At 69.7% G+C, this 23,499-nt stretch carries 24 protein-coding genes; 9 read left to right on the forward strand and 15 right to left on the reverse strand.

Going from position 1 to position 23,499, the window contains the following annotated elements; genetic code table 11:
* Positions 1-133: 133 nt before the first annotated feature.
* Together H0B56_RS11800 and H0B56_RS11805 are read left to right on the forward strand one after the other, a co-directional pair.
* Complete coding sequence (locus tag H0B56_RS11800; RefSeq protein ID WP_180893065.1) at positions 134-517, forward strand: ArsR/SmtB family transcription factor; 384 nt, start codon at positions 134-136, stop codon at positions 515-517.
* A 69-nt stretch (positions 518-586) separates the two neighbouring features.
* A complete protein-coding gene (locus H0B56_RS11805; RefSeq protein WP_180893066.1) occupies positions 587-1,006 on the forward strand; it encodes a Fur family transcriptional regulator in 420 nt (139 codons plus the stop codon).
* A 60-nt stretch (positions 1,007-1,066) separates the two neighbouring features.
* Here H0B56_RS11805 and H0B56_RS11810 read toward each other — a convergent pair whose 3' ends face one another.
* From H0B56_RS11810 to H0B56_RS11865, 12 genes are all read right to left on the reverse strand, one after another.
* On the reverse strand, positions 1,067-1,501 hold the full coding sequence (locus H0B56_RS11810; protein WP_180893067.1) for a YbjN domain-containing protein: 435 nt from the start codon (positions 1,499-1,501) through the stop codon (positions 1,067-1,069).
* A 7-nt stretch (positions 1,502-1,508) separates the two neighbouring features.
* Positions 1,509-2,342, reverse strand: coding sequence for an isoprenyl transferase (locus H0B56_RS11815; RefSeq protein WP_180893528.1), 834 nt, complete (start codon positions 2,340-2,342; stop codon positions 1,509-1,511).
* Between the two features lie 45 nt (positions 2,343-2,387).
* Positions 2,388-3,173 (reverse strand): DNA repair protein RecO, encoded by a 786-nt coding sequence (gene recO / locus H0B56_RS11820; protein WP_180893068.1) that lies wholly within the window; start codon positions 3,171-3,173, stop codon positions 2,388-2,390.
* Positions 3,174-3,239: 66 nt separating this feature from the next.
* Positions 3,240-4,232, reverse strand: coding sequence for an RDD family protein (locus H0B56_RS23470; protein ID WP_180893069.1), 993 nt, complete (start codon positions 4,230-4,232; stop codon positions 3,240-3,242).
* Positions 4,233-4,449: 217 nt separating this feature from the next.
* Positions 4,450-5,358: a GTPase Era gene (era, locus tag H0B56_RS11830; RefSeq protein ID WP_180893070.1), complete on the reverse strand. Its 909-nt coding sequence runs from the start codon at positions 5,356-5,358 to the stop codon at positions 4,450-4,452.
* A complete protein-coding gene (locus H0B56_RS11835) occupies positions 5,355-5,705 on the reverse strand; it encodes a cytidine deaminase (RefSeq protein WP_180893071.1) in 351 nt (116 codons plus the stop codon). The genes era and H0B56_RS11835 overlap by 4 nt, the downstream gene beginning before the upstream one ends.
* 79 nt (positions 5,706-5,784) lie before the next feature.
* Positions 5,785-7,134 (reverse strand): hemolysin family protein, encoded by a 1,350-nt coding sequence (locus H0B56_RS11840; protein WP_180893072.1) that lies wholly within the window; start codon positions 7,132-7,134, stop codon positions 5,785-5,787.
* Between the two features lie 6 nt (positions 7,135-7,140).
* On the reverse strand, positions 7,141-7,716 hold the full coding sequence (gene ybeY / locus H0B56_RS11845) for an rRNA maturation RNase YbeY (RefSeq protein WP_180893073.1): 576 nt from the start codon (positions 7,714-7,716) through the stop codon (positions 7,141-7,143).
* Positions 7,716-8,783 (reverse strand): PhoH family protein, encoded by a 1,068-nt coding sequence (locus H0B56_RS11850; RefSeq protein WP_180893529.1) that lies wholly within the window; start codon positions 8,781-8,783, stop codon positions 7,716-7,718. Before H0B56_RS11850 ends, ybeY begins: the two co-directional genes overlap by 1 nt.
* Positions 8,784-8,914: 131 nt before the next feature.
* A complete protein-coding gene (locus tag H0B56_RS11855) occupies positions 8,915-9,268 on the reverse strand; it encodes a histidine triad nucleotide-binding protein (RefSeq protein WP_180893074.1) in 354 nt (117 codons plus the stop codon).
* 105 nt (positions 9,269-9,373) lie between these two features.
* Positions 9,374-11,197 (reverse strand): AMP-binding protein, encoded by a 1,824-nt coding sequence (locus tag H0B56_RS11860; RefSeq protein ID WP_180893075.1) that lies wholly within the window; start codon positions 11,195-11,197, stop codon positions 9,374-9,376.
* Positions 11,190-11,933 (reverse strand): helix-turn-helix domain-containing protein, encoded by a 744-nt coding sequence (locus tag H0B56_RS11865; protein ID WP_180893076.1) that lies wholly within the window; start codon positions 11,931-11,933, stop codon positions 11,190-11,192. Before H0B56_RS11865 ends, H0B56_RS11860 begins: the two co-directional genes overlap by 8 nt.
* A 294-nt stretch (positions 11,934-12,227) precedes the next feature.
* Between H0B56_RS11865 and H0B56_RS11870 the strand changes: the two genes are divergently transcribed.
* The 7 genes from H0B56_RS11870 (at position 12,228) to H0B56_RS11900 (ending at position 20,265) form a co-directional block, all read left to right on the forward strand.
* Positions 12,228-13,064 carry an ATP-binding cassette domain-containing protein gene (locus tag H0B56_RS11870; protein WP_180893077.1) on the forward strand — a complete coding sequence of 279 codons (837 nt, stop codon included), beginning with the start codon at positions 12,228-12,230 and terminating at the stop codon, positions 13,062-13,064.
* Positions 13,061-15,061 (forward strand): AMP-binding protein, encoded by a 2,001-nt coding sequence (locus tag H0B56_RS11875; protein ID WP_180893078.1) that lies wholly within the window; start codon positions 13,061-13,063, stop codon positions 15,059-15,061. Before H0B56_RS11870 ends, H0B56_RS11875 begins: the two co-directional genes overlap by 4 nt.
* Positions 15,058-15,930 carry a branched-chain amino acid ABC transporter permease gene (locus H0B56_RS11880; protein ID WP_180893079.1) on the forward strand — a complete coding sequence of 291 codons (873 nt, stop codon included), beginning with the start codon at positions 15,058-15,060 and terminating at the stop codon, positions 15,928-15,930. Before H0B56_RS11875 ends, H0B56_RS11880 begins: the two co-directional genes overlap by 4 nt.
* A 1-nt stretch (position 15,931) precedes the next feature.
* Positions 15,932-16,984 (forward strand): branched-chain amino acid ABC transporter permease, encoded by a 1,053-nt coding sequence (locus H0B56_RS11885; RefSeq protein WP_180893080.1) that lies wholly within the window; start codon positions 15,932-15,934, stop codon positions 16,982-16,984.
* Positions 16,985-17,026: 42 nt separating this feature from the next.
* Positions 17,027-18,214, forward strand: a complete 1,188-nt coding sequence (locus H0B56_RS11890) for an ABC transporter substrate-binding protein (RefSeq protein WP_180893081.1) — start codon at positions 17,027-17,029, stop codon at positions 18,212-18,214.
* Positions 18,215-18,345: 131 nt separating this feature from the next.
* Entirely contained in the window at positions 18,346-19,071 is a 726-nt protein-coding gene (locus H0B56_RS11895; RefSeq protein ID WP_343063895.1) for an ABC transporter ATP-binding protein, read from the forward strand.
* A gap of 12 nt (positions 19,072-19,083) precedes the next feature.
* The gene (locus H0B56_RS11900; protein ID WP_180893083.1) at positions 19,084-20,265 is read left to right on the forward strand and encodes a phenylacetate--CoA ligase family protein; all 1,182 of its coding nucleotides are present in this window, start codon (positions 19,084-19,086) and stop codon (positions 20,263-20,265) included.
* Positions 20,266-20,311: 46 nt separating this feature from the next.
* Here H0B56_RS11900 and H0B56_RS11905 read toward each other — a convergent pair whose 3' ends face one another.
* The 3 genes from H0B56_RS11905 to hrcA all read right to left on the reverse strand — a co-directional run bounded on the left by H0B56_RS11905 (position 20,312) and on the right by hrcA (position 23,494).
* A complete protein-coding gene (locus tag H0B56_RS11905) occupies positions 20,312-21,076 on the reverse strand; it encodes a 16S rRNA (uracil(1498)-N(3))-methyltransferase (protein WP_180893084.1) in 765 nt (254 codons plus the stop codon).
* Positions 21,077-21,199: 123 nt separating this feature from the next.
* The gene (dnaJ, locus tag H0B56_RS11910; RefSeq protein ID WP_180893530.1) at positions 21,200-22,384 is read right to left on the reverse strand and encodes a molecular chaperone DnaJ; all 1,185 of its coding nucleotides are present in this window, start codon (positions 22,382-22,384) and stop codon (positions 21,200-21,202) included.
* 84 nt (positions 22,385-22,468) lie between these two features.
* A complete protein-coding gene (gene hrcA / locus H0B56_RS11915; protein ID WP_180893085.1) occupies positions 22,469-23,494 on the reverse strand; it encodes a heat-inducible transcriptional repressor HrcA in 1,026 nt (341 codons plus the stop codon).
* Positions 23,495-23,499: the final 5 nt, after the last annotated feature.

Here is a 23,499-nt window from a genome sequence, read left to right on the forward strand (position 1 = left end):
CGCGCATCACAGTCACCAACGGCGACCGGAAACGCCCAGCTTAGCGCGCGTGCTCACAACCCTGACGGGCGGATCCTATGGTGACGCAGCGTGAGCTACGGCGAACGATCCGGTGAAATACTACGATGAAGTAATGCCGCAACTGGTCGACGACGCACGGAACGGTGACGTAGATCCCCCGCAACATTCCCGTTCCCGGTCCGCGCCGACACCCGCGCCGGTGCATCCCATGAGTACCCTGACGGATGCGGGCGAGCTGCTCCGTGCGCTCGCCGCCCCGGTCCGGATCGCGATCGTACTGCAGCTTCGGTTCGGTGAGCGGTGTGTACACGAGCTCGTCGAAGCGCTCGGGGTGACCCAACCGCTGATCAGCCAACACTTGCGGGTGCTCAAGTCGGCCCGCGTGGTACACGGCGAACGCCGTGGCCGCGAGGTCGTCTACCGGCTGGCTGACGATCACCTCGCACATATCGTGGTCGACGCCGTCGCCCACGTCAGTGAGACGGAGGATCGGTGAGTCCTGCCGCGCAGCGCGCGGTGACGCCGGTCCGGGAATCGAAACCAGGCACGAGGAGGACCAGCGGCGATGGCACAGTCGGTTCAGCAGTCGACCCCGGTACCTGGTCGTCGCTCCACCCGGCAGCGCACGGCCGTCGTCGAGCTGCTCAGTGAGATCGACGACTTCCGTTCCGCGCAGGAGCTGCACGACGAGCTGCGCAGGCGGGGCGAGGGGATCGGGCTGACGACGGTGTACCGGACGTTGCAGTCGCTGTCCGAGGCCGGTGTGATCGACGTGCTACGCACCGGGGCGGGAGAGGCGCTGTACCGGCGCTGCTCGGACCATCATCACCACCACCTCGTGTGCCGCGCGTGCGGCTACACCGTCGAGATCGAAGGGCCCACGGTCGAGCGCTGGGCGAACTCGGTGGCCGCGCAGAACGGGTTCTCCGACATCAACCACACCATCGAGCTCGTCGGCACCTGCTCCGGCTGCGCGGTGTCCTGAGACAACCCGCCCGCTTGCCATCCCGGTGCAGCGGGCCGGCATGCGGCGCGGCAGGGGCCCTCAACCCTGCTCGGACGCCTCCGGTGACTGCTCGAGGAAGTCCGTACGCAGCTGGGACGCCGTGGAGACCACGAGCATCAGCAACGTCCCGAGCGGAGACGGATCCATCCCCTCTGCGGGGAACGCGTAGCGCAGCGTCAAGTCGACCCCGGTCTCGGTGTGCACCACACCGAGCGTGCCGAACAGCCCCTGGCCCGCCCGTTCGGCGGCCGCGGCCGCGAGTGCGGGGTCGTCCGGAAGGTCCCACGCGACGACACACGTCAGGCTCAGCACGGTCAGCCCGTCCGCCAGCCGGATAGCCTGGACGGCACAGGGCACGTCGGCATGCGAGAACGTGAGCGCACCGTCGTCGTCGACGTGCACCTCCATGTAGCGTTCCAGCGCCGCACGCGCGCTGGCCAGTAACGATGCGGTATCCGCGGCCTCGGTACTCATGCGGTCGTCATGACTCCTTTCCCCGTGCATCTGGCTGCACGTCGTCCCGTGCCGATCCGAACCGCCTGTCGCGCTTGGCGAACTCGAGGCAGGCCTCCCACAGGTGCCGGCGATCGAAGTCCGGGAACAAGGTGTCCTGGAAAACGAACTCGGCGTAGGCGGACTCCCAGAGCAGGAAGTTCGATGTCCGCCGCTCCCCCGAAGGGCGGAGGAACAGGTCGACATCCGGCATCTCGGGTTGATACAGGTACCTGGCGATCGTGCGCTCGGTGACCCTGGCCGGGTTGATCTCGCCGTTCGCGGCGGCCGTGGCGATCCGCCGGACGGCGTCGGCGATCTCGGCTCGGCCGCCGTAGTTGACGCACATCGTCATGTTCAGCCGGTCGTTGGCCGCTGTCTTGTCCTCGGCCGCGCGCAGTTCCTTGATCACGCTGCGCCACAGCTTCGGGCTGCGGCCCGCCCAGCGGATCCGCACGCCGATGGAGTCGAGGTAGTCGACCTGGCGGCGGATGGTATCCCTGTTGAACCCCATCAGGAAGCGCACCTCCTCGGGACTGCGCTTCCAGTTCTCCGTGGAGAAGGCATACACCGACAGCCATTTGACGCCGAGCTCGACCGCGCCAGCGGCGACGTCGATCATCACCGACTCGCCACGCTTGTGCCCCTCGATACGGGACAGGCCGCGCTCGTTGGCCCACCGACCGTTGCCGTCCATCACCAGCGCCACGTGGTTGGGCACCAGCTCGGCGGGGATCTCCGGGGGCCGTGCTCCGGACGGGTGAGGCTCGGGCTCCCGCACGTCGCCCACCGGGCGCGCCGCGCTCCCCTGCTTGCGCCGCACATCCACCTCCGCTGATGTCGCTGACACGTACCGCGCCACCCCAACCTACTCGGTGGCCGGCACGGTCCCGGGACGTGTCTGCCCGTCGGAGTCCCGGCCACGACGTTCGACTAGGGGCAGCGAGCGAAGCTGCCGTTCCATGTGCCACTGCAGGTGCGCCGCGACGATGCCGTTGGCGTCCCGGCGCGCCCCCTGGCCGGACGCTTCGGCCACCTCCCAGTCGCCGTGCAGCAGGGCGACGAGCAGCGCCAGGGTCTCCGGGGAAGGGTGCACCGCTCCGGCTGTCCGGCACCGCCCGCACATCATCCCGCCCGCCTGGACGCTGAACGCGGGATGGGTACCGGGTTCGCCGCAGCGAGCGCACTCGGTGAGCGCGGGCGCCCACCCGGCGAACGCCATCGCGCGCAGCAGGAAGGCATCGAGCACCAGAGACGCGTCCCGTTCCCCGCCTGCCAGCGCCCGCAGCGCGCCGAGCACGAGCAGGTACAGGCGCAGGACGGGTTCGCCTTCCTCGGACACCAGGCGGTCGGCGGTCTCGGTGATGGCGCTGGCCGTCGTGTAGCGCTGGTAGTCGCTGATCAACCCGGCCGCGACGGTGTCGACGGTCTGCACCTGGGTGATCACATCCAGGGTGCGTCCCGGGTAGAACTGGACATCGACGTGACCGAACGGCTCGAGGCGCGCGCCGAACCGCGAGGTGGTGCGGCGTACACCCTTGGCAACGGCACGGACCTTGCCGTGCTTCTTGGTCAGCAGGGTGATGATCCGGTCGGCCTCACCCAGCTTGTGTACCCGCAGCACCACACCGGTGTCGCGATACAGGCCAGCCACCCCTCGATGATGTCACGTCCATCCACCGGCCCCGGCCCGGACATCATCGGGGTCGCGACGGCAGGCTCACTTGGTGGCGATCGCGATGGTCTGCGCGGCCTTGTCGTGCCATCCCTGCCGGCGGGCGCTGTCGAACAGGGGGGACAGGTAGCACAGCAGGAGGTACATCCCGCCGATGAACGGGATGGCGTAGGGGCCGAACATCACGCCGCTGCGTCCCGCGGCCTTGCCTGCCCCCGGCACCTGCCCCGTGGTGGCCAGCACGACCTTGACGCCGACGACCTGCTTGCCGAGGGTCTGCCCGCGAGGCCCGATCATCAGTGTCTCGTAGATCACGTAGGCGATCGCCATGAGTACCGGCATCAGCAGCATGAATCCCGCGAAACCGAACCCGCTGGTCTCGCCCCTGGCGATCTCGTCGGCACTCGGCGCCATGGCGAACACGATGATCATCATCACGATCGTCATCGGCACACCGATGATCAGCCCGTCCAGGAGGCGGGCGAGGAAGCGATTCCCCAGGGAAGCCAGCTTGACCGGCACACCGGTCGCCAGATGGGTGTACTCCCCCGGAGCGCCCGGCGGCATGCCGGGCGGGGCCGCGCCGTACGGAGGCTGCCCGTAGCCCCCCTGCTGCGCGTAAGGCTGGCCGTACGGATCACCGAACCCCGGCGGCTGCTGGCCCATCGGCGCGGGCTGGCCGCCGTAGGGGCCCTGCTGCGGCGGTCCGTACGGCGCCTGTGCCTGCCCGCCGAACGCGCCGGCAGGCGCCTGCCCGTGCGGCGGGAACCCGCCGGGCTGCTGGCCGGGCTGACCAGGAGCCTGCTGGCCGGGCATGGGCTGACCCGGCATGGGCTGGCCAGGAGCCTGCTGCCCCGGTGCCGGGAACCCACCGGAACCCGGCTGCCCCGGCATCGGTTGCCCCGGCGCGGGAACCCCGCCGGACGGTGGACCGTACTGCTGGCCGGCCGGCTGTCCCTGCTCGTAACCGTAGGGCTGGCCGCCGGGCTGTTCCTGGGGCGGCTGCTGGCCGGGTTGCGGCGGGTACGGTGTACTCACGGAAAGTCCCCTCAAGATCGCGTCGTCGTTCGCGGGAATCCGGCGCGGTGTACCGGCTGCTCGGCGCCCGAGCGCTGTAACCCGACCGATTCCGGACCGATTCCGGATCCTCGCAGAAGCTCCCCAGCGCCGACCGGTCGGGTAAACCACGAGCCAGGTTAACCGGGAGACCGTACCCGTGCCACTCCGGGCTCCTCGCCCGGCGCGGCCTGCCGCGTCAGAAGCCCAGCCTGCGTAGCTGCTTGGCGTCGCGCTGCCAGTCCCGGGTGACCTTGACGTGCAGGTCAAGGTAGATCTTGCTGCCGAGCAGCGCCTCGATCTGCTGCCGGGCCTGCCTGCCGACCACCTTCAGGCGTTCGCCCTTGTGTCCCAGGATGATCCCCTTCTGGCTGGGGCGCTCGACGTGCACGACAGCGTAGACATCGAGGATGTCGTCCCGATCCGACCGGGGCAGCATCTCGTCGATGGTCACCGCGATCGAATGGGGCAGCTCATCGCGCACCCCCTCCAGCGCCGCCTCCCTGATCAGCTCCGCGACCAGCGCCTGCTCGGGCTCTTCGGTCAGCTCACCGTCCGGGTAGAGCTGCGGCCCTTCGGGCAACCGCTGCACGAGGAGGTCGGCGAGCTCGCCGAGCTGGAACCCGTCCTGCGCGGAGATCGGGACCAGCTCGGCGAAGTCGAGCAACTGCTCCAGCGCGACGAGTTGCTTGGCGATCTGCTCTGGTTTGGCGAGGTCGGTCTTGGTCACGACCCCGATCACCGGCGTACGGCTCGCGACAGCACGCAGCTCATCGGCGATGAACCGGTCCCCCGGGCCGATCTTCTCGTTCGCGGGAACGCAGAAACCGATCACGTCCACCTCGGCCCACGTGGTGTGCACGACGTCGTTGAGCCGCTGGCCGAGCAGTGTCCGCGGCCGGTGCAGCCCCGGCGTGTCCACGAGGATCAGCTGCGCGTCCTCGCGGTGCACGATCCCCCTGATGGCGTGCCGCGTCGTCTGCGGCTTACTCGAGGTGATCGCGACCTTGCTTCCCACGAGCGCGTTGGTCAGGGTGGACTTTCCGGCGTTCGGCCTCCCGACGAAGCAGGCGAACCCGGACCGGTGCTCGGCGGACGGCCCGGTCACCCGAGCACCTCGCGCACCTCGCCGGACGGTTCCGCCACCAGGATCGGCGCGTCACCGGAGAGATCGCGCACCACGCGCGTCGACGCCTCCGCCAGCTCGTCGGCCGCGGTCACCACCGCGGCCGCCTCCAGGCCTTCCGCCCCGCTCGAGATCGCCGTCGCCACGGCAACCTGCGCCGCTGTCGCGGTGAAGGACGGCAGCGAGACCTCGGCCGCGGCGTAGGTACGCCCGTCCGTGTCACGGACAGCCGCCCCTTCCGCCGCCTGGACACGAGCCCGCGCCGAACGCGCGAGCGTCACCAGCTTCGCGTCCTCGGGGTCGAGGTCGTTGTCGGATACCTGCGCCATGTCGCCTACTCCTGTGTCGTGGTGGCCGGACACCCGGGTTCGTGACCGCCGTCCGTTCCGGTACCGCGGTCTACTGTGATCACGCGTGGTCCACGGTCCGGTCGGCTCGCCCGTCCGCTGCCGGTTCGCGCGTGCCGTCGTGCCGTGACCGGTCGGGAATGTCAGGGCCCGGTCGCACGACGACCGACCTGATCCGCATGCGCCCGCGGCGGTCCTTGCCACCCTCCGCGCGCAACCGCAGGCCCGCGATCTCCGTCTCGGCCCCTGGCAGCGGGACCCGTCCCAGGCGCTGGGAGAGCAGGCCCACGACCGTGTCGACGTCGTGCTCGGTGAGGTCGAGGCCGTACAGCTCGCCGAGCGTGTCCACGCCGAGCCTCGCGGAGACACGAGCCGACCCGTCGTCAAGGTACTCGATCGGCGGGCGGTCCTCGGTGTCGGACTCGTCTGTGATCTCCCCGACGATCTCCTCCAGGATGTCCTCGATGGTGAGCAGCCCCGCCGTTCCGCCGTACTCGTCCACAGCGACGGCCATGTGGTTACGCGAGACCTGCATCTGTTTGAGCAAGCTGTCCAGCCGCTTCGAGTCCGGAACGAAGGTCGCCTCGTTCATCAACTCCCCGAGCGGCGGCGGCGCGCCGCCCGCACCGTTCATCACGGCCTTCGCCAGGTCCTTGATGTTCACCAGCCCGATGATGTTGTCGACGCTCCCGTCGATCACCGGAATCCTGCTGTAGCCGGTACGCAGGGACAGTTCCAGGGCCTCGTCCGCGGTCCGCGCGCGCTCGATCCACACGATCTCGGTGCGCGGGACCATGACCTCACGCGCCACCGTGTCACCGAGGTCGAACACGGAGTGGATCATCTCGCGCTCCCCCGTGCCGACCACGCCACGCTGCTGGGCGAGGTCGACGAGCTCGCGGACCTCGACCTCGCTGGTGAACGGACCTTCGCGGAAGCCCCTTCCGGGCGTGATCGCGTTACCCAGCACGATGAGCAGCCTGCTCAGCGGGCCGAGGAGCAGGCCGAGCACCCGTACCGGGGCGGCAAGGGCCGCGCCGACCCCGTACGGGTGCTGCCTGCCGAGTGTGCGCGGGCCGACCCCGACAAGGACGTAGCTGACCACGAGCATGGTCACCGCCGCTCCCGTCACCGCGAGCCACTCCGGGGCGATGCTGCGCAGTGCCACCACCGTCACGAGCACGGTCGCGGTCAGCTCGCACCCCAGCCGCAGCAGCAGGAGAAGGTTGATGTGCCTCCTGCGCTCGTCGACGAGCACGGCCAGATGGCGGGCCCCGCCACGCCCCGCGCGCACCAGATCCTGCACGCGTGCCCGGGACACGGTGCTCAGCGCGGCGTCGGCCGCGGCGAACACCCCGCCGGCGAGCACCAACACGACCGCCAGAACGACCAGCGCCGTGGAGTTCGTCATGACCCGTCAACTACCTCGATGCCGATCCGCGCCGTTCCCGTCATCCGACCGGGCAGGCTCGTCCAGTCCGACGGCCCCGAGCACCCTGTCATCCGCGTTGCGCCGTCTGCTGCGCCGCTCCGCATCGATCGCGGCATCGGTGAACTCGGACAGGATCCTGCGTTGCAGGCCGAACATCTCGCGTTCCTCTTCCGGCTCGGCATGGTCGTACCCGAGCAGGTGCAGAACCCCGTGCACGGTGAGCAGCCGCAACTCGTCGTCGAGCCGGTGCCCCGCCTCGCTCGCCTGCCCCGCGGCGAAGTCGGGGCACAACACGATGTCCCCGAGCAACGCCGAGCTCGCCTCAGCCGCGTCCGGCCGCCTGCCGTCGAGCTCGTCCATCGGGAAGGCCATGACATCGGTCGGTCCCGGCAGGTCCATCCACTGCTGGTGCAGCTCCTCCATCGACTCCAGCGTCACCATCAGGACCGACAGCTCCGCCAGCGGGCTGACCTCCATCCGGTCCAGGGCGAAACGGGCGACGGAGACGATCGACTCCTCGTCGACGGCGACACCGGACTCGTTGACGATCTCGATACTCATCACTGCCCCCCGTGCGTGCCGCCACCGTCGTGGCCGGCCTGCCACTTCTCGTAGGCGTCCACGATATCGGTGACCAGCCGGTGCCGCACGACATCCTCGCTGGTCAAGTTCGAGAAGTGCACGTCGTCGACCCCTTCGAGGATCTCCCGGACCACGCGCAGCCCGCTGCGCTGGCCGCCTGGCAGGTCGATCTGGGTGATATCGCCGGTCACCACGATCTGGGAGCCGAACCCCAGCCGGGTCAGGAACATCTTCATCTGCTCCGGCGTGGTGTTCTGCGCCTCGTCGAGGATGATGAACGCGTCGTTGAGCGTGCGCCCGCGCATGTATGCCAGCGGCGCGATCTCGATCGTGCCTGCCTGGATCAGCGCCGGGATGGTCTCGGGGTCGACCATGTCGTGCAGCGCGTCGTAGAGGGGCCGCAGGTACGGGTCGATCTTCTCGTACAGCGTTCCCGGCAGGTAACCCAGCCGCTCGCCCGCCTCGACGGCAGGCCGCGTCAGGATGATCCTGTTGACCTCCTTGGCCTGCAGGGACTGCACAGCCTTGGCCATCGCGAGGTAGGTCTTACCGGTGCCGGCAGGGCCGATACCGAAGACCACGGTGTGGCCGGCGATCGCCTCGACGTAGTTCTTCTGGTTCAGTGTCTTCGGCCGGATCGTCCTGCCCCTGCGGGACAGGATGTTCATCCCCAGCACGTCGGCCGGTGACTCGGCGGTCCCGGTCGTCAGCATCCCCACGGTGCGCCGCACAGCGTCGGGACCGACCTGCTGGCCGTTCGTCGCCATCGACACCAGCTCGGAGAAGACCTGCTCGGCGAAGGTCACGTCGGCGCGCGGCCCGGTCAGGGTGACCTCGTTCCCGCGGACGTGCACGTCCGCGGACAGCAGCTCCTCGAGCACGAGGAGGTTCTCGTCCCCGGAGCCCAGCAGGGTCAGGGTGGCGGCCGAAGGAATCGGGAACCGTGACTCGGCCGGCTCGGTCGTCGCCAAGCCCGACGCGGTGTCCTGGGGTGGTTGCTCTCGGAAGTCGGAGCCCTCGGCTCCGTCGTGTGCGGTACCGGCCACGTGCCCTTCGGCCCTGCCTTCTGCAGTCGTCACTGCTCGTCGGTTGTTTCCACTGACACTTCGATGCTAGCCGCAATCCGCAGCTGTCCGCAGCCACGCCGGCCTGCCCCGGCCCTGGTGCGAGGCGGCGCTCACTTCGGGGGGCGCGCCTCCGGGCCGAGCGGGGAACCACCGAGCAGGTGCCCGTGCACATGGAAGACGGTCTGCCCGGCGTCTTCGCCGGTGTTGAACGTCAGCCGGTAGCCGGCGTCGGCGACACCCTCCAGCTCGGCGACCCTCGCGGCGGTGTTGACCACGTCGGCCAGCAGCCCGGGGTCGGCCGCGGCCAGCTCGGCGACGTTGCGGTAGCGGGTCTTGGGCACCACGAGTACGTGCGTCGTCGCCCGCGGGTTGATGTCCCGGAAGGCGATCGTGGTATCGGTCTCGTGCACGATGTCGGCCGGGACCTCGCGGTTGATGATGCGCTCGAAAAGCGTGTCACTCATGGACGCGAGCGTATCGGCACGGCGCAGCATCCGCGCACGGTGGCACCGGAGCCGTTCGGTGGAAGGTCGAATGACGCTGTCAGGCCTTCTCGTGGACGGAAAGCGTCATTCAGCGTTTCCGGTGGCCGCCGCGGCCGCGACGACCTGATCCCAGCTCAGCTGGAGGGGGTCGTCACCGACGCCTGCCATCAGCAACTCCAGGGCCCGACCGAGCTCCGTGGTGGACAGCTCGTCACCGAACCGGTCGATGAAGGCGAGCGCGCGGGGCCGCGCGAGCCCACCGAGCATCTCGCGGACCGTGTCCATCAGCTCGCGGGCCACGGAGGAGTCCGCTGCCACACCGTCGGTCAGCGCGACCACCGCGGCCAGCGAACGGCTCAACCGCGGGTCGGCCCGCTCCACCACCTCCACGGCGACGACGAACGGATGCTCGAGCAGCACTTGACGTACCTCACCGAGCGAGACCAGCTGGCCGGAGACGCTCACCACCTCATCCATGCGGCCGAGGAACTCGAGGGCACCGTCCGGTCGCCTGCGAGCCAGGTCGTGGGTGGAGTACAGGCCGGGCCGGTGCCAGTGGCGCTGCCGGACGTCCTCGGCACCGCCGCCCTCCATCGCGCGCAGCGTGCCTGCCCATGGCCTGCGGAGCACCAGCTCACCCCGCTGCCCGGCAGGCAGTTCCCGCCCGTCGCCGTCGACGATCGCGAAGCCCGGGTCGGGCAACGAGTCCGGCGCCACGGGGTTGTCGACCCGTACCACGCCACCGAGCTGGATCTGCCCCCAGCCGTCGCCGACCGTGATACGGCCACCGCCCACGTCGTGGGTCAGCCAGTCGATCAGCTCGGGCTCGACCGGCTCGGCCATCGTCACGATCCGCCGCAGGCACGCGATGTCCGCCTGCGCGGGCGGCCGCCGTGACCATCCCCGCAGCATCCGGACCACCGTCGGCGTCGTCAGCAGGGTCGATACCCCGTACCGCCGCACGATGTCCCACGTCCGGTGCCTGGTCGGCACGTCGAGCGTGCCCTCGAACATCACCGCGCTCGAGCCCGCGAGCAGCGGACCGTACACACCGTGTGCCTGCGCACCTGCCCAGGAGATGTCACCGGCGCACCAGAACACCTCGCCCTCGGCGACCCCGTAGCGGTGCACGGCCAGTGCCGAGGACGCCAGCGTCGCGGCCCCGTGCAGCACCGATACCGGCCGGCCCCTGCGGTTGGCCAGGTGCATGGCCATCACCGGTTGCTCCGGGTCGAGCGCCACCGGGTCGGCCTCCGTGGCCAGGTCCTCGCCCTCCGGGCCGGTAGCCAGCAGCTCGTGCAGCCAGCGGTCCCCCTCGAACCACGCGACGTCCACGCCGGTACGCCGGATCACCACCGTGTGCTCGACCCCGCCGAGCGCGCCGAGGGCCTCGTCGGCACGTGCCTTCAGCGGCAGGATGGCCCCGTGCCGCCACGCGCCGTCCTGCGTCACCAGCACCCGTGGCCGGAAGTCGTCGAGCCGCTCGGCGAGGGCCTCGGTCGGCAGTGCCACAGGCAGGATCGCGTGCACGGCCCCGACGCGGGCGCAGGCGAGCATCGCCACCACGGTCTCCGGCAGCCAACCGGTGTGCAGCGCGACGCGGTCGCCCACCCCGACTCCCAGGCTGCGCAGCGCCCTCGCCAGCCTGCGGACCTCGCCGTGCAGCTCGCGGTAGGTCAGGCCGCGCCGGTCCCCCGGCTCACCCTCCCAGAGAATCGCCGTCCGGTCGCCGTGCGCACGCAGGTGCCGGTCGACGCAGTTGACGGACAGGTTGAACAGTCCCCCACCGAACCAGCGGCCGTAGTCGCCCACCGGCTCGTACAGGCGTTGCCAGGGAGCCTCCCAGTCGAGCTCGTCGGCGATCGCCGACCATACCGCGACGTCCTCGGGAATCTCGCGATCAGCCATGACCCAGTGCCCTTCCCGCGGCATGCGCCGCACGGGACAGCTGGGCGGCGATCCTGTCCAGCTGCTCCTCCGAGGTCACCGGCGGTGCGGTCGCGGCAAGGGCGGCAACCGTGTGCCCGTGCCCGTCCACGATCGGGACCGCCACCTCACTCGGCTCCTGCGCCGAGCCTCCCTCGGTGACCAGGTACGGCGCCGCGCTCCAGCCGTCGCGCTCGGTACCGAGCCGGGACCGCTGCTCGGCGTCGACGGATTCGAGCGCGCGTCGCCAGCCGTCTTCGGTACCGCGTGACGCGAGGATCCGGCCCGCCGCCGTCTCCAGCGCGGCGTGCACCCGGTGGGTGTCCCGGTACAGCCCGCCGTCGGCTCCATCCACCCGGTCGACGTAGACGACGCTGCCGCGCACCAGCACGGCCACGTGCACGGTCTGTCCGATCGAGTCGCGGAGCGGTACGAGGTAGGGGGCCAGCGCTCCGAGTATGGGCTGGCGAGCCAGGTACCGCTGCGCCAGCCGGGCGACCTCCGGACCGAGCCCGTAACGCGACGACGTCGGGTCCTGCTCGACGAGGTCGGACAGCACCAGCGAACGCAGCAGCCGGTGCACCGTGGGCACCGACAGGCCCGAACGCTCGGCCAGGTCGGTCAGCTGCTGGAACGCGGGCCCTTCGGAGAGCAGCTCAAGCAGCAACACCGCGTTGCGCACCGTGCCGAGCGTTCCCCTCGCATCCGGCTCGCTCACTCGCCCCACCTTCGTCACGGCCCACCCGACTGGGACACCACTCACCGGCGCCACACCGCGGCGCCCTCGCCACCCTACACGGAGACGTACTCCGCACTAAGATAGTGACTTTCACATAATGCAACGATAACGCACGCGACCGTGCCGCGCCTCCCCCAGTTGGCCACCGGCAGTGCCGCGTCAGCCACTCGGGCCGTGCCCGGCTGCCGAATCTCGTTTCCGTAAATCGCTATTGCTTTTCACATAGTGCAATCTTAGAGTCGGCTGCACAGTCGAACTCGGAGGTGGCCGAAGGTGATCACGCGCTCCTACCGGCATCCGCTCAACAGCAGCCGACTGGAACCCGGAGAACCACTGCTCGAAGTGTCCGACATCCGGCTCCGGTTCGGCGGCATCACCGCGCTCGACGAGGTGAGCCTGACCGTGCGGCAAGGCACCGTGCATGCCGTGATCGGACCGAACGGGGCGGGCAAGTCCAGCCTGCTGAACTGCATCAGCGGGCTGTACCGCCCGCAGGACGGCACGATCGTCGTGCACACCCCCGCTGGTGCGCACGACCTGACGCGCAAGAAGCCGCACCGGATCGCCCGGCTCGGCGTGGCGCGCTCCTTCCAGAACATCGAGCTGTTCCGGCACCTGACGGTGCTGGAGAACCTGATGCTCGGGCGGCACATACACATGCGCAACCGGCTCACCCGGTCCCTCGTGTGGTTCGGTCCCGCCCGGCGGCAGGAGATCGCGCATCGTGAGCTCGTCGAGGAGGTCATCGACCTGCTGCAGATCCAGTCGGTACGGCACAAGCCGGTCGGCGCGCTCGCGTACGGGTTCCAGAAGCGTGTCGAGCTCGGCAGGGCACTGTGCATGCAGCCGGCCCTTCTGCTGCTCGACGAGCCGATGGCGGGCATGAACGCCGAGGAGAAGGAGGACATGGCCCGGTTCGTACTCGACGCTCACGAACTGGCCGGGGTCACCGCCGTCCTCATCGAGCACGACATGAACGTCGTCATGGACATCTCCGACCGGGTCAGCGTGCTGGACTTCGGCCGGCTCATCGCCGACGGCGCCCCTGAACAGGTCAGCAACGACCCGGATGTCGCCAAGGCCTACCTCGGCGAGGAGGTGCGGGCATGACAGCGCGTGCCGATCAGCGACCCGTGCCGTCGGACACCGGCGGCGACACCCGGGCGGACACCTTCCCGCGCCTGCTGCACGCGCTGGCCGACGAGCGGCCCGGCGACGTCGCGATGCAGGAGAAGCTGTACGGGATCTGGCAGCCCATCACCTGGTCCGAGTACGCCCGGCGGGTGACCGACTTCGCGCACGGCCTCGCCGCTCTCGGCGTCGAGCAGGGCGAGGTCGTCGCCGTCATCGGCGACAACCGTCCGGAGTGGCTCATCGCCGAGCTGGCGACGCAGTCGATCGGGGCCGCCGTCGTCGGCATCTACCCGACCAGCATCGGGGAGGAGATCGTGCACATCCTCACCGACGCCCGGGTACGGGTCGTCGTCGCCGAGGACCAGGAACAGGTCGACAAGATCATTCGCTTGAAGGACCGGCTCCCGTCGGTACACACCGTCGTGTACTACGACCCGCACGGGCTCGAGCAGTACCGCGAGCCCTACCTTCGCGCGTTCACCGACGTCGAGGAGTCCGGACAGGAATGGGGCGCGCAGCACCCCGCGTGGCTGACCGAACGGATCGCCGCGGGATCACCCGATGAGGTCGCCGTCATCTGCACCACCTCGGGGACGACGGCCCGGCCGAAGCTCGCCGAGCTCTCGCACGCCAACCTGCTGGCGATGGCCGGGCACCTCCAGCGGATCGACCCGCTGACACGCAAGGACCGCTACGTCAGCTTCCTGCCGTTCGCCTGGATCGGCGAGCAGATGCTCGCCGTAGCCTGCGGGCTCTCGTGGGGATTCACGCTCAGCTTCCCGGAGGACGCCGCCACGCAGCGGGCCGACCTTCGCGAGATCGGGCCGGACGTGATGTTCAGCCCGCCACGGATCTGGGAGTCCATGCTCTCCGACGTCCAGGTGCGCATCGAGGAGGCCGACCGGCTCAAGCAAGCGGTGTTCCGTTGGGGCTACCGGGTCGGCGACCGCTACGCGGAACGGCGCGTACGCGGTCAGCGCCCCGGGACGTGGCTACGGCTGACCCACCGGGTCGCCGACGCCGTCGCGCTGCGCCCCGTCCGGGACCAGCTCGGGCTGACACGGCTCAAACGCGGCTACACCGGCGGTGCGCCGCTCGGCCCCGACGTGTTCCGCTTCTTCCACGCGATCGGAGTCAACCTCAAACAGATCTACGGGCAAACCGAGATCTGCGGCATCGCTGTGACCCATACCGACACCGACGTGCGGTTCCACACGGTCGGCACGCCGCTGCCGGGTACCGAGCTGCGCATCGCCGAGGACGGGGAGATCCTGCTGCGCTCGGCGTCGGTCTTCCGCGGCTATCACCGCAACCCGGAGAGCACCGCCGAGACGGTCGACCCGGATGGATGGCTGCACACCGGAGACGCCGGGTACACGGAGGACGGGCATCTCGTGGTGATCGACCGCGCCAAGGATGTCCGCCGTACCGCGGACGGCCAGCTGTTCTCCTCGGCATTCGTGGAGAACAAGGTGAAGTTCAGCCCCTACGTCGAGGAGGCCGTCGTCTTCGGCGGCGAGTCCGGCTCGGAGGTGACCGCGATGATCATCATTGACCCCGCCACCACCGGAGCCTGGGCCGAGCACCAGCACCTCTCCTACACCACCTACACCGACCTCGCGGCCAAGGAGCCGGTCTACCGGCTGATCGCTGGCGCGGTGGCCCGCGCCAACGAGGACCTGCCGGAGAGCACCCGGATCAGGCGGTTCGTCCTGCTGCACAAGCAGCTCGACCCGGACGACGACGAGATCACCCGCACCCGCAAGGTGCGGCGCGGCGTCATCGCCGAGCGCTACGCCGACATCATCTCCGCCCTGGACCGCGGCGACGCCGAGGTCGTCGTCGGCAGCACGATCACCTACCAGGACGGCACCGTGGTGGACCGCAAGACGCCGCTGCGGATATTCCCGATGTCGGAGTTCACGGGCGACGACGTCACCGGAACGGCGACCGTCTGGGGTGATCGGCGATGAGCGACTTCCTTCAGATGACGCTGTTCGGCCTGTCCAACGGGGCGATCCTGGCGCTGGCCGCCCTGGGGTTCGTGCTGATCTACAAGGCGACCAGGGTCATCAACTTCGCCCAGGGACACTTCCTCCTGGTCGGCGCCTATGCCTTCTACGCGGCCATCGTCGTGCTCGGGCTGCACTGGAGCCTGGCCGTGCTCGTCGCGGTGGCCTTCGCCGCCACGCTCGGCGTGCTCGTGGAACGGTTCGTGCTGCGGCCGATGATCGGCGAGGAAGCCATCGCGGTCATCATGGTCACCATCGGACTGTCCTCGGTGCTCGGTGGCGGCGTACAGCTGTTCTTCGGCACGACACCGCGGGAGACGCCGCCGTTCCTGCCATCCGGCGCGCTCACCATGGCCGGGGCCACCATGCCGTGGAGCCGGGTGGCCGCGATCGGCATCGCGGCCGCGGTGCTCATCACGTTCTCGATCTTCTTCACCCGCACCCGGCACGGCATCGCGATGCGCGCGGTCGCCGACGACCAGCAGGCCGCCCTGACCATGGGGATCAGCGTGCGCAGGGTGTTCGCGCTGGCATGGGCGCTCGCCGCGGTCACGGCCGTTATCGGCGGGATCCTGCTGGCCGACCTCTCCGGGGTCTCCGCGGGGTTGGCGGGATTCGGGCTGATCGTGTTCCCCGTCGTCATCCTCGGCGGGCTCGACTCGGTACCCGGAACGATCGTGGGCGGGATCATCATCGGCCTGCTCGTCCAGTACACCGCCGGGTACGTCGGCGGAGGGCTGGAACAGGTGGTTCCGTTCATCGTGCTGATTCTCATCCTGATGGTCCGCCCGTACGGGCTGTTCGGCCAGACACGCATCGAGAGGGTCTGACATGGCTGCGACCTCGACCGGGATCCATCACCGCAGCTACGCGAGCGAGCTCGCCCTGCGGCACACCAGTGCCGAGAAGTTCCGGCTGGTACTCGTCGTGCTGGCCGTGCTCGCCGTACCGTTCGTGGTCAGCCCGTACTGGCTGACCATCGCCAACCAGATCGGCATCGCCGTGATCGGGGCGGTGGGGCTGAACATCCTGGTCGGCTACACCGGCCAGATCAGTCTCGGCCAGGGCGGGTTCCTCGCGGTCGGCGCCTACTCCTCGGCCATCCTGCACGTACGGGGAGACCTGCCGATCCCCCTGTCGATCCTGCTGGCGACGTTGACGACCGCGGTCATCGGCGCGTTCTTCGGCATCCCCGCGCTCCGCCTCAAGGGCCTCTACCTCGCGATCGCCACCCTCGCCTCGCAGGAGATCATCCTGTTCGCCGTGCGCAACTGGGACGCGGTCACCGGCGGTCGCGACGCCATCTCGATACCGCGCATGGAGCTCGGCAGGTTCGTGTTCCGGCAGGACTTCCACTGGTACTGGGTGATCCTGCCGATCGCCGTGCTCGCCGTGGTATCGGCCCGCAACCTGTTCCGGACCGGCCTGGGCAGGTCGTTCATGGCGGTGCGTGACCACGACATCGCGGCCTCGGCGATGGGGGTCGACGTCACGCGGACGAAGGTGCTCGCCTTCGCGGTGTCCTCGGGGTTCGCCGGCCTGGCAGGCGCCCTCACCGCGCACTACACCGGCATCGTCACCTGGGAACGGTTCACGCTCGAGGAGTCGATCCTCTACCTCGCGATCATCATCGTGGGCGGGCTCGGCTCGATCGCGGGAACCGTCTACGGGGCGATCTTCATGATCACCCTGCCGGCGCTGATCACCAGGGTCGGGCAGGACATGCAGGGAACCCTGCCCGGCATCGCCGAGAAGCTGCCCGCGGTTCAGGTCGTCGTGTTCGGCCTGGTCATCGTGCTCTTCCTGATCTTCGAGCCCCGTGGCCTCGCCCGCATCTGGCAACGCCTCAAGGACTACGTGCGCTTCTGGCCGTTCCGGTACTGACGGGAGCCCGTTCCAACCACCCACCGTGTCAAGGAGGACACCATGCACAGACGCGCATCCGCATCACTGGCCACCGCCGCGGTCACCGCATTGACCCTGGCCGCCTGCGGCGGCCCCGGAGCCGAGGAGGGCGGCGGTGACGGCCCCATCCCGATCGGGGTGCTCTCCGACCTGTCCGGCGCCACAGCCGATGTCGGCACCCCGTACAGCGAGGGCATCCGCGGCTACGCCGACTGGCTCAACGAGCAGGGCGGTATCGACGGCCGCGAGATCGACCTCAAGCTCAACGACTACGCCTACGACGTCGCGCGTGCCGAGCAGCTGTACTCGCAGTACGTCAACGAGGGCGTGGTGGCCGTCCAGGGCTGGGGCACAGGGGACACCGAGGCACTGCGGCAGAAGGTCGCCCAGGACGAGTTACCGTTCATGTCGGCCTCCTACGCCGAGACACTCGTCGACCCGGAGGAGTCGCCGTACAACTTCGTCGTCGCGGCGACCTACTCGGACCAGATGCGCGTCGCGCTGGACTGGATCGCCTCGGACTCCGGCGGCGACGGCACCGTCGCGGTGTTCCACCACGACAGCCCGTTCGGCACATCACCGGTAGCCGACGGGGAGGCGTACATCGAGGAGAACGACCTCGGCCTGGGGTACGACAACTACGCCATGCCGGAGGGGGCCACCGACTACGTCGCCCAGCTCAACCGCGCCGAGTCGGCAGGCGCCGAGTACGTCGTGGTGCAGAACGTCTCGAGCCCGGCCGCGATGCTGGCCAGCAACATCGCCCAGCAGAACCTCGACATGACGGTGGTGTGCCTGAACTGGTGCGCCGACGAGCAGTTCATCGATCTGGCAGGCGACGCGGCCGAGGGGCACATGATGGTGCAACCGTTCTCCCCGCCGTCCGACCCGGTGGACGGGCACACCGACCCCGCGGACTTCCTCGAGTCCCAGGGCGAGTCCCTCGAGGACAAGGGCCTGCACTACGTGCAGGGCTGGTACACCATGCACGTGATGGCCGAGGGCATCCGGCACACGATCGACTCCGGCCAGGAGGTCACCGGAAGCAACCTGCGTGACGCGCTGCGGAGCATGGATCCGGTGGACACCGGCGATGTGACCGTGCCGATCTCCTTCGACTCCGACAGCCACCGCGGCATGGACGGCACCGGGATCTACCAGGTGGACGACGGTGCGCTGACCGCGGTGGAACGGGGGGTCACCCCATGACATCGTCCGGTGACTCCGGCGGGCAGCCCGGGGTGCTGCCCGCCGGCCCCGCCGACGAGCGTGACGAGCCACTGCTCGCGGTGAACAACATCGAGGTGATCTACGACGAGGTCATCCTCGTGCTGCGCGGCATGTCGCTCGAGGTCCCCCGCGGAGCGATCGTGGCGATGCTCGGCTCCAACGGAGCGGGCAAGTCCACGACGCTGAAGGCGATATCCGGGCTGTTGCCCACCGAGCACGGCGAGATCACCGACGGGTCGATCACCTTCGCGGGCGCGGACGTCACCACGATGGACGCGGCCGACCGGGTACGCAAGGGCATGTCGCTGTGCATGGAAGGCCGGCGGGTGTTCGAGCACCTCACGGTGCGCGAGAACCTGGTCGCAGGCTCCTACACGCGCGGGCGCATCGGCGACAGCGACCTCGACATCGTCTACACCTACTTTCCCAGGCTGCACGACCTGCGCGGGCGCACGGCCGGGTACCTCTCCGGTGGCGAGCAGCAGATGCTCGCGATCGGGCGGGCGATGATGGCCGAGCCGACCCTGCTGATGCTCGACGAACCCTCGCTCGGGCTCGCTCCACTGCTGGTCCAGGAGATATTCGGGTACATAGCCAGGCTCAATGACGAGCTGGGCACCACGGTGCTCGTCGTCGAGCAGAACGCGAGCCGCGCGCTGCAGATCGCCCACCACGGTTATGTCATGGAGCAGGGCCGGATCGTGCTCGACGGCTCCGCTGCCGAGCTACGGGAGAACCCCGATGTCAAGGAGTTCTACCTGGGACTCGGCGACGAGGGCGGCAGGAAGAACTACCGCGAGGTCAAGCACTACAAGCGCCGCAAGCGCTGGCTCTGACAGGGGGTCGAAATGTCCGCATTGGACGAACGTGTCGGCGAGGTCGTCCGCCGGGCGGCTGCCCGCATCCCCGCGTTCGCCGCGCGGCTGCACGCGGCCGGGGTGCCGGCCGAGCGGGTACGGCGGGTCAGCGACCTCGACGAGCTGGCCGTGCTGACCAAGGACGACCTCATCGCGCTGCAACGCTCCGAGCCGCCGCTCGGCGGGATGCTCGACCCGGACACCGAGGTGTGTCGCTTGTTCTCGTCACCGGGGCCGCTCTACGAGCCACAGCTGGCAGGCGCCGACCCGTGGCGCTGGCAGGAGGCACTCCAGGCAGCGGGGTTCGGCCGCGGTGACGTGGTGCTCAACTGCTTCGGGTACCACCTCTCCCCCGCGGGCGCGATGTTCGACGAGGCAGCGCGGGCGCTTGGCTGCACGGTGGTGCCGGGCGGGACCGGCAGTCTCGACCTGCAGGTACAGGCGATCGCCGACCTGGGAGTCACCGCCTTCACGGGGTTGCCCAGCTACCTCAAGTCGCTGATCGAGCGCTATCACGAGGCCGGGCACGATGCCCGCGGCTGGCGGTTGTCCAAGGCGCTCGTGACGGCCGAGCCCCTCCCCGACTCGTTACGCGCGCTGCTGACCGAACACGTGCCCGTCGTCCGGGCCGCGTACGGCACGGCCGAGACCGGGCTGCTCGGCTACGAGATCGAGCCCGGTGCGGGCCTCCGGGTCCCCGACGGGGTCGTCGTGGACGTCTGCGACCTCGACACGGACCTGCCGATCGACAGCGGCGAGGGGCAGGTGGTGATCACCCTGCTGCGCCCCGAGTACCCCCTGGTGCGCTTCGGCACCGGCGACCTGTCCGCCTGGATCACCGGACCGGACGGCTCGGCACGGCTGGCCGGGGTGCTCGGCCGTGTCGGTGCCGCGGTGAAGGTACGGGGGATGTTCCTGCATCCCCGGCAGGTCGACTCGGCCATGCGCGACCTGGCGGGCGTGGCGGGCTACCGGTTCGTCGTGGAGCGTGCCGCGCACCGGGACGAGCTACGCTGCGAGATCGTCCCGTCGGCCGGGGTGGCCGGTGAGCAGGTCGCGGAAGCCGCCCGCGAGCGGATCAAGTCCGCGCTCCGCTTCAACACCCGCGTCGACATCGTCGACGACCTCAACGGCACCGACACCCTGGTCGACCAGCGGGATTGGGCTGAATGACGCTGTCACTCCACCCGGCGGACTGACAGCGTCATTCAGCCCACCGTCACGTCCAGCGGGACGTACGTGCGCCGAGCGCGCCGAGCGTCACCGCGGCGGCCGTGGACGCGCGCAGCACGGTGCCGCCCAACCGCACGGGTCGCGCGCCTGCCTCGCCGAGCACCTCGAGCTCGCGGCCGGCGAGCCCGCCTTCCGGTCCGACGACCACCACGAGCTCACCGGTGTCCGGGAGCGCGACCTCCCGCAACGGCACACCGGCGCCGGCGTCCAGTACCAGTGCCGCGTGTGCCCGGCCCACGAGGTCACACAACCCCGCGATGTCGACCAGCTCGGCGATCTCCGGAACCCACAGCCGCCGCGCCTGCTTGGCCGCCGCCCGCGCCGTCGACAGCCAACGCTCCCGGCCCTTCGCCGCGCGCCCTGGCTGGTCCCACCGCGCCACGCACCGCTCGGCCTGCCACGGCACGATCGCGTCCGCGCCCACCTCGGTCGCCAGCTCGACGGCGAGCTCCCCTCTATCCCCCTTCACGAGGGCCTGCGCGACCGTCACCCGCAGTGCGGGCGGTTCCTCCTGCCAGCGGTCCAGCACGGTCACCGCCAGCTCCGGGTGGCGTCCCGGCCGCACCTCGGCCGCGGCGCACGCAGTGGCACCGCCTCGCCCGTCGGTGAGCACCAGATGCTCACCCTCCCGGACCCGCAGCACGGTCACCGCGTGCCGGGCCTCGTCCCCCGTCAACAGTCCCTGCTCCCCGTCGGGAAGCGCATCGACGACGAAGAACGGGCGCGGACCGGCGTCCCTGGCCGCGCTCATCGCGGCACCACCGGGCACGGCAGCCGGACAGGGGCAGCGTGGCCCGCGAGGAGGGACCGCTCAGCGAGACCCGCGAGGACCGCGGGAACGCTGCCGCGCGCGGGCATCATCGGCGCCGCGGGCTCACCGGTTGCTTCTCGCACGCAGCTTGGAGAACAACCCGCTCACCCCGGACTGCCTGCTGCCATTGGTGGCCACCGACGTGTCGTCCTCGCCCCGCAGGTCGGCGAGTTCCCGCAGCAGGCGACGCTGCTCGTCGTCGAGCTTGGTCGGCACCACGACGTCGACGTGCACATGGAGGTCGCCACGACCTTCGACGCGCCCGGAGGAGCGCAGCTTCGGCATCCCCTTGCCGGACAGCACCAGCTCGGACTCGGGCTGGGTCCCCGGCTCGATCTCCACCTCGGTCTCCCCGTCGATCAACGTCTCGAGCGGGATGGGGGCACCGAGCGCGGCCGTGGTCATCGGGATACGCACATGGCAGTGCAGCTCGTGGCCCTGGCGCAGGAACACCTCGTGCGGCTGCTCGTCGACCTCCACGTAGAGGTCACCCGCGGGCCCGCCACCGGGGCCGACCTCGCCCTGGCCGGAGAGCCTGATGCGCATACCGTCGCCGACACCGGCGGGGATCTTCGCCGACACGGTGCGCCGGGAACGCACGCGGCCATCGCCCTGGCACTGCCGGCACGGGTCCTTGATGACCTCACCGACACCGTGACAGGCCGGGCACGGGCGCGCCGTGATGACCTGGCCGAGGAACGAACGCTGCACGGACTGGACCTCACCACGGCCCGCGCAGGTGTCACAGCTGGTGGTCGCCTTCCCAGAGGCCGAGCCGGCACCCCGGCAGTGGTCGCACAGCACGGCGGTGTCGACGGTGAGTTCCTTGGTCACACCGGTCGCGCACTCCTCCAGGTTCAGACCCACCCTGATCAGCGCGTCCGCGCCGGGCTGCACCCGGCTGCGGGGCCCGCGACCGCCGCCACCGGCCCCGGACGCCCCGCCGAAGAAGGCGTCCATGATGTCGCCGAGACCGCCGAAACCGGCGAACGGGTCACGCATCCCGCCTGCGCCCGCGGCGGAAGCGCCGTTGTCCATCGGGTCGCCGCCGAGATCGACGACCTTGCGCTTCTGCGGGTCGGACAGGACCTCGTAGGCTGTCGTGACTTCGCTGAATCGCTGCTGTGCGTCGTCGGACTTGTTGACGTCCGGGTGCAGCTCACGAGCAAGTTTACGGTATGCGCGCTTGATCTCCTGATCACTGGCGTCCTTGGAGACGCCGAGCGTCGCGTAGTAGTCCTTGGGCACCGTCTTGCTGTCCTCCTCGACGAAGTCTCGATGGCGTACCCCGTTCACGAACGCGGGGCACTGTCTCACATGCCAGTGTTCCGGTTACCTCCCGGCCAGGATCTGCCCGACGTAGTTGGCCACGGCACGGACCGCGGCGATAGTGGTCGGGTAATCCATCCTGGTCGGGCCGACCACGCCCATACCGCCGAGCAACGTGTCGTCGGAGCCGTACCCGATCGATACGACCGAGGTACTCCGCATCTGCTCGTCCTCATTCTCCTCACCGATCCGCACGGTTACCGCACCGGGTCCGCGGGTCGCGGCGAGCAACTTGAGCACGACCACCTGTTCCTCCAGCGCTTCGAGCACCTGCCGAAGCGAGTCGGGAAAGTCCGCGGCGTTACGAGTGAGATTCGCCGTACCGCCGAGCACGAGCCGGTCCTCCGGGTGCTCCACCAGGGACTCGACCAGCGAGGTGCACACCCGCGTCATCGCGTCCCGCAGCTCGGGAGGACACTGCTCCGGAAGCTCAGCGACGGCGGTGGCCGCGTCGGACATCCGCTGCCCGCTGATCGCGGAGTTCAGCATCTGCCGCAGCCGTGCCACATCCTCCTCGGTGATCACATCGCCCACGTCCACGGCGCGCTGGTCCACCTGCCCGGCACCGGTGATCAGTACGAGCATCAGCCGCGCCTCTGTCAGCGGGACGACCTCGAGGTGCCGCACGGTCGAGTTGGTGATCATCGGGTATTGCACGATGGCCACCTGGCGCGTGAGCTGGGCCAGCAGGCGCACCGAACGCCGCAGCACGTCCTCGAGATCCACGGCACCTTCCAGCACCGTCTCGATCGCCCGGCGCTCGGCCGGGCTCAACGGCTTGATCTCGGAGAGCCGGTCGACGAACACCCGGTAGCCCTTGTCCGTGGGGATACGCCCGGCGCTGGTGTGCGGCTGGGTGATGTAGCCGTCCTCCTCGAGCGACGCCATATCGTTGCGCACCGTGGCACTGGACACACCCAGGCTGTGCCGCTCCACGATCGCCTTGGAACCGACCGGCTCCTGGTGTGAGACGTAGTCGGCGACGATGGCGCGCAGCACCTCGAACCGGCGGTCGTCCGAGCCTGCCACCTGCT

The organism is Haloechinothrix aidingensis, assembly GCF_013450155.1.
Taxonomy (GTDB): domain Bacteria; phylum Actinomycetota; class Actinomycetes; order Mycobacteriales; family Pseudonocardiaceae; genus Haloechinothrix; species Haloechinothrix aidingensis.

What these genes read in the sequence shown, in the direction of transcription:
- H0B56_RS11855 (WP_180893074.1), bottom strand. Translation starts at nt 9,268, where the DNA reads ATGAGTGACACGCTTTTCGAGCGCATCATCAACCGCGAGGTCCCGGCC.
- ybeY (WP_180893073.1), bottom strand. Translation starts at nt 7,716, where the DNA reads ATGAGTATCGAGATCGTCAACGAGTCCGGTGTCGCCGTCGACGAGGAG.
- H0B56_RS11905 (WP_180893084.1), bottom strand. Translation starts at nt 21,076, where the DNA reads ATGAGCGCGGCCAGGGACGCCGGTCCGCGCCCGTTCTTCGTCGTCGAT.
- H0B56_RS11885 (WP_180893080.1), top strand. Translation starts at nt 15,932, where the DNA reads ATGGCTGCGACCTCGACCGGGATCCATCACCGCAGCTACGCGAGCGAG.
- H0B56_RS11900 (WP_180893083.1), top strand. Translation starts at nt 19,084, where the DNA reads ATGTCCGCATTGGACGAACGTGTCGGCGAGGTCGTCCGCCGGGCGGCT.
- H0B56_RS11840 (WP_180893072.1), bottom strand. Translation starts at nt 7,134, where the DNA reads ATGACGAACTCCACGGCGCTGGTCGTTCTGGCGGTCGTGTTGGTGCTC.
- H0B56_RS11835 (WP_180893071.1), bottom strand. Translation starts at nt 5,705, where the DNA reads ATGGCGCAGGTATCCGACAACGACCTCGACCCCGAGGACGCGAAGCTG.
- H0B56_RS11860 (WP_180893075.1), bottom strand. Translation starts at nt 11,197, where the DNA reads ATGGCTGATCGCGAGATTCCCGAGGACGTCGCGGTATGGTCGGCGATC.
- H0B56_RS11800 (WP_180893065.1), top strand. Translation starts at nt 134, where the DNA reads ATGCCGCAACTGGTCGACGACGCACGGAACGGTGACGTAGATCCCCCG.
- H0B56_RS11890 (WP_180893081.1), top strand. Translation starts at nt 17,027, where the DNA reads ATGCACAGACGCGCATCCGCATCACTGGCCACCGCCGCGGTCACCGCA.
- H0B56_RS11810 (WP_180893067.1), bottom strand. Translation starts at nt 1,501, where the DNA reads ATGAGTACCGAGGCCGCGGATACCGCATCGTTACTGGCCAGCGCGCGT.
- H0B56_RS11875 (WP_180893078.1), top strand. Translation starts at nt 13,061, where the DNA reads ATGACAGCGCGTGCCGATCAGCGACCCGTGCCGTCGGACACCGGCGGC.
- H0B56_RS11805 (WP_180893066.1), top strand. Translation starts at nt 587, where the DNA reads ATGGCACAGTCGGTTCAGCAGTCGACCCCGGTACCTGGTCGTCGCTCC.
- H0B56_RS11895 (WP_343063895.1), top strand. Translation starts at nt 18,346, where the DNA reads ATGTCGCTCGAGGTCCCCCGCGGAGCGATCGTGGCGATGCTCGGCTCC.
- H0B56_RS11880 (WP_180893079.1), top strand. Translation starts at nt 15,058, where the DNA reads ATGAGCGACTTCCTTCAGATGACGCTGTTCGGCCTGTCCAACGGGGCG.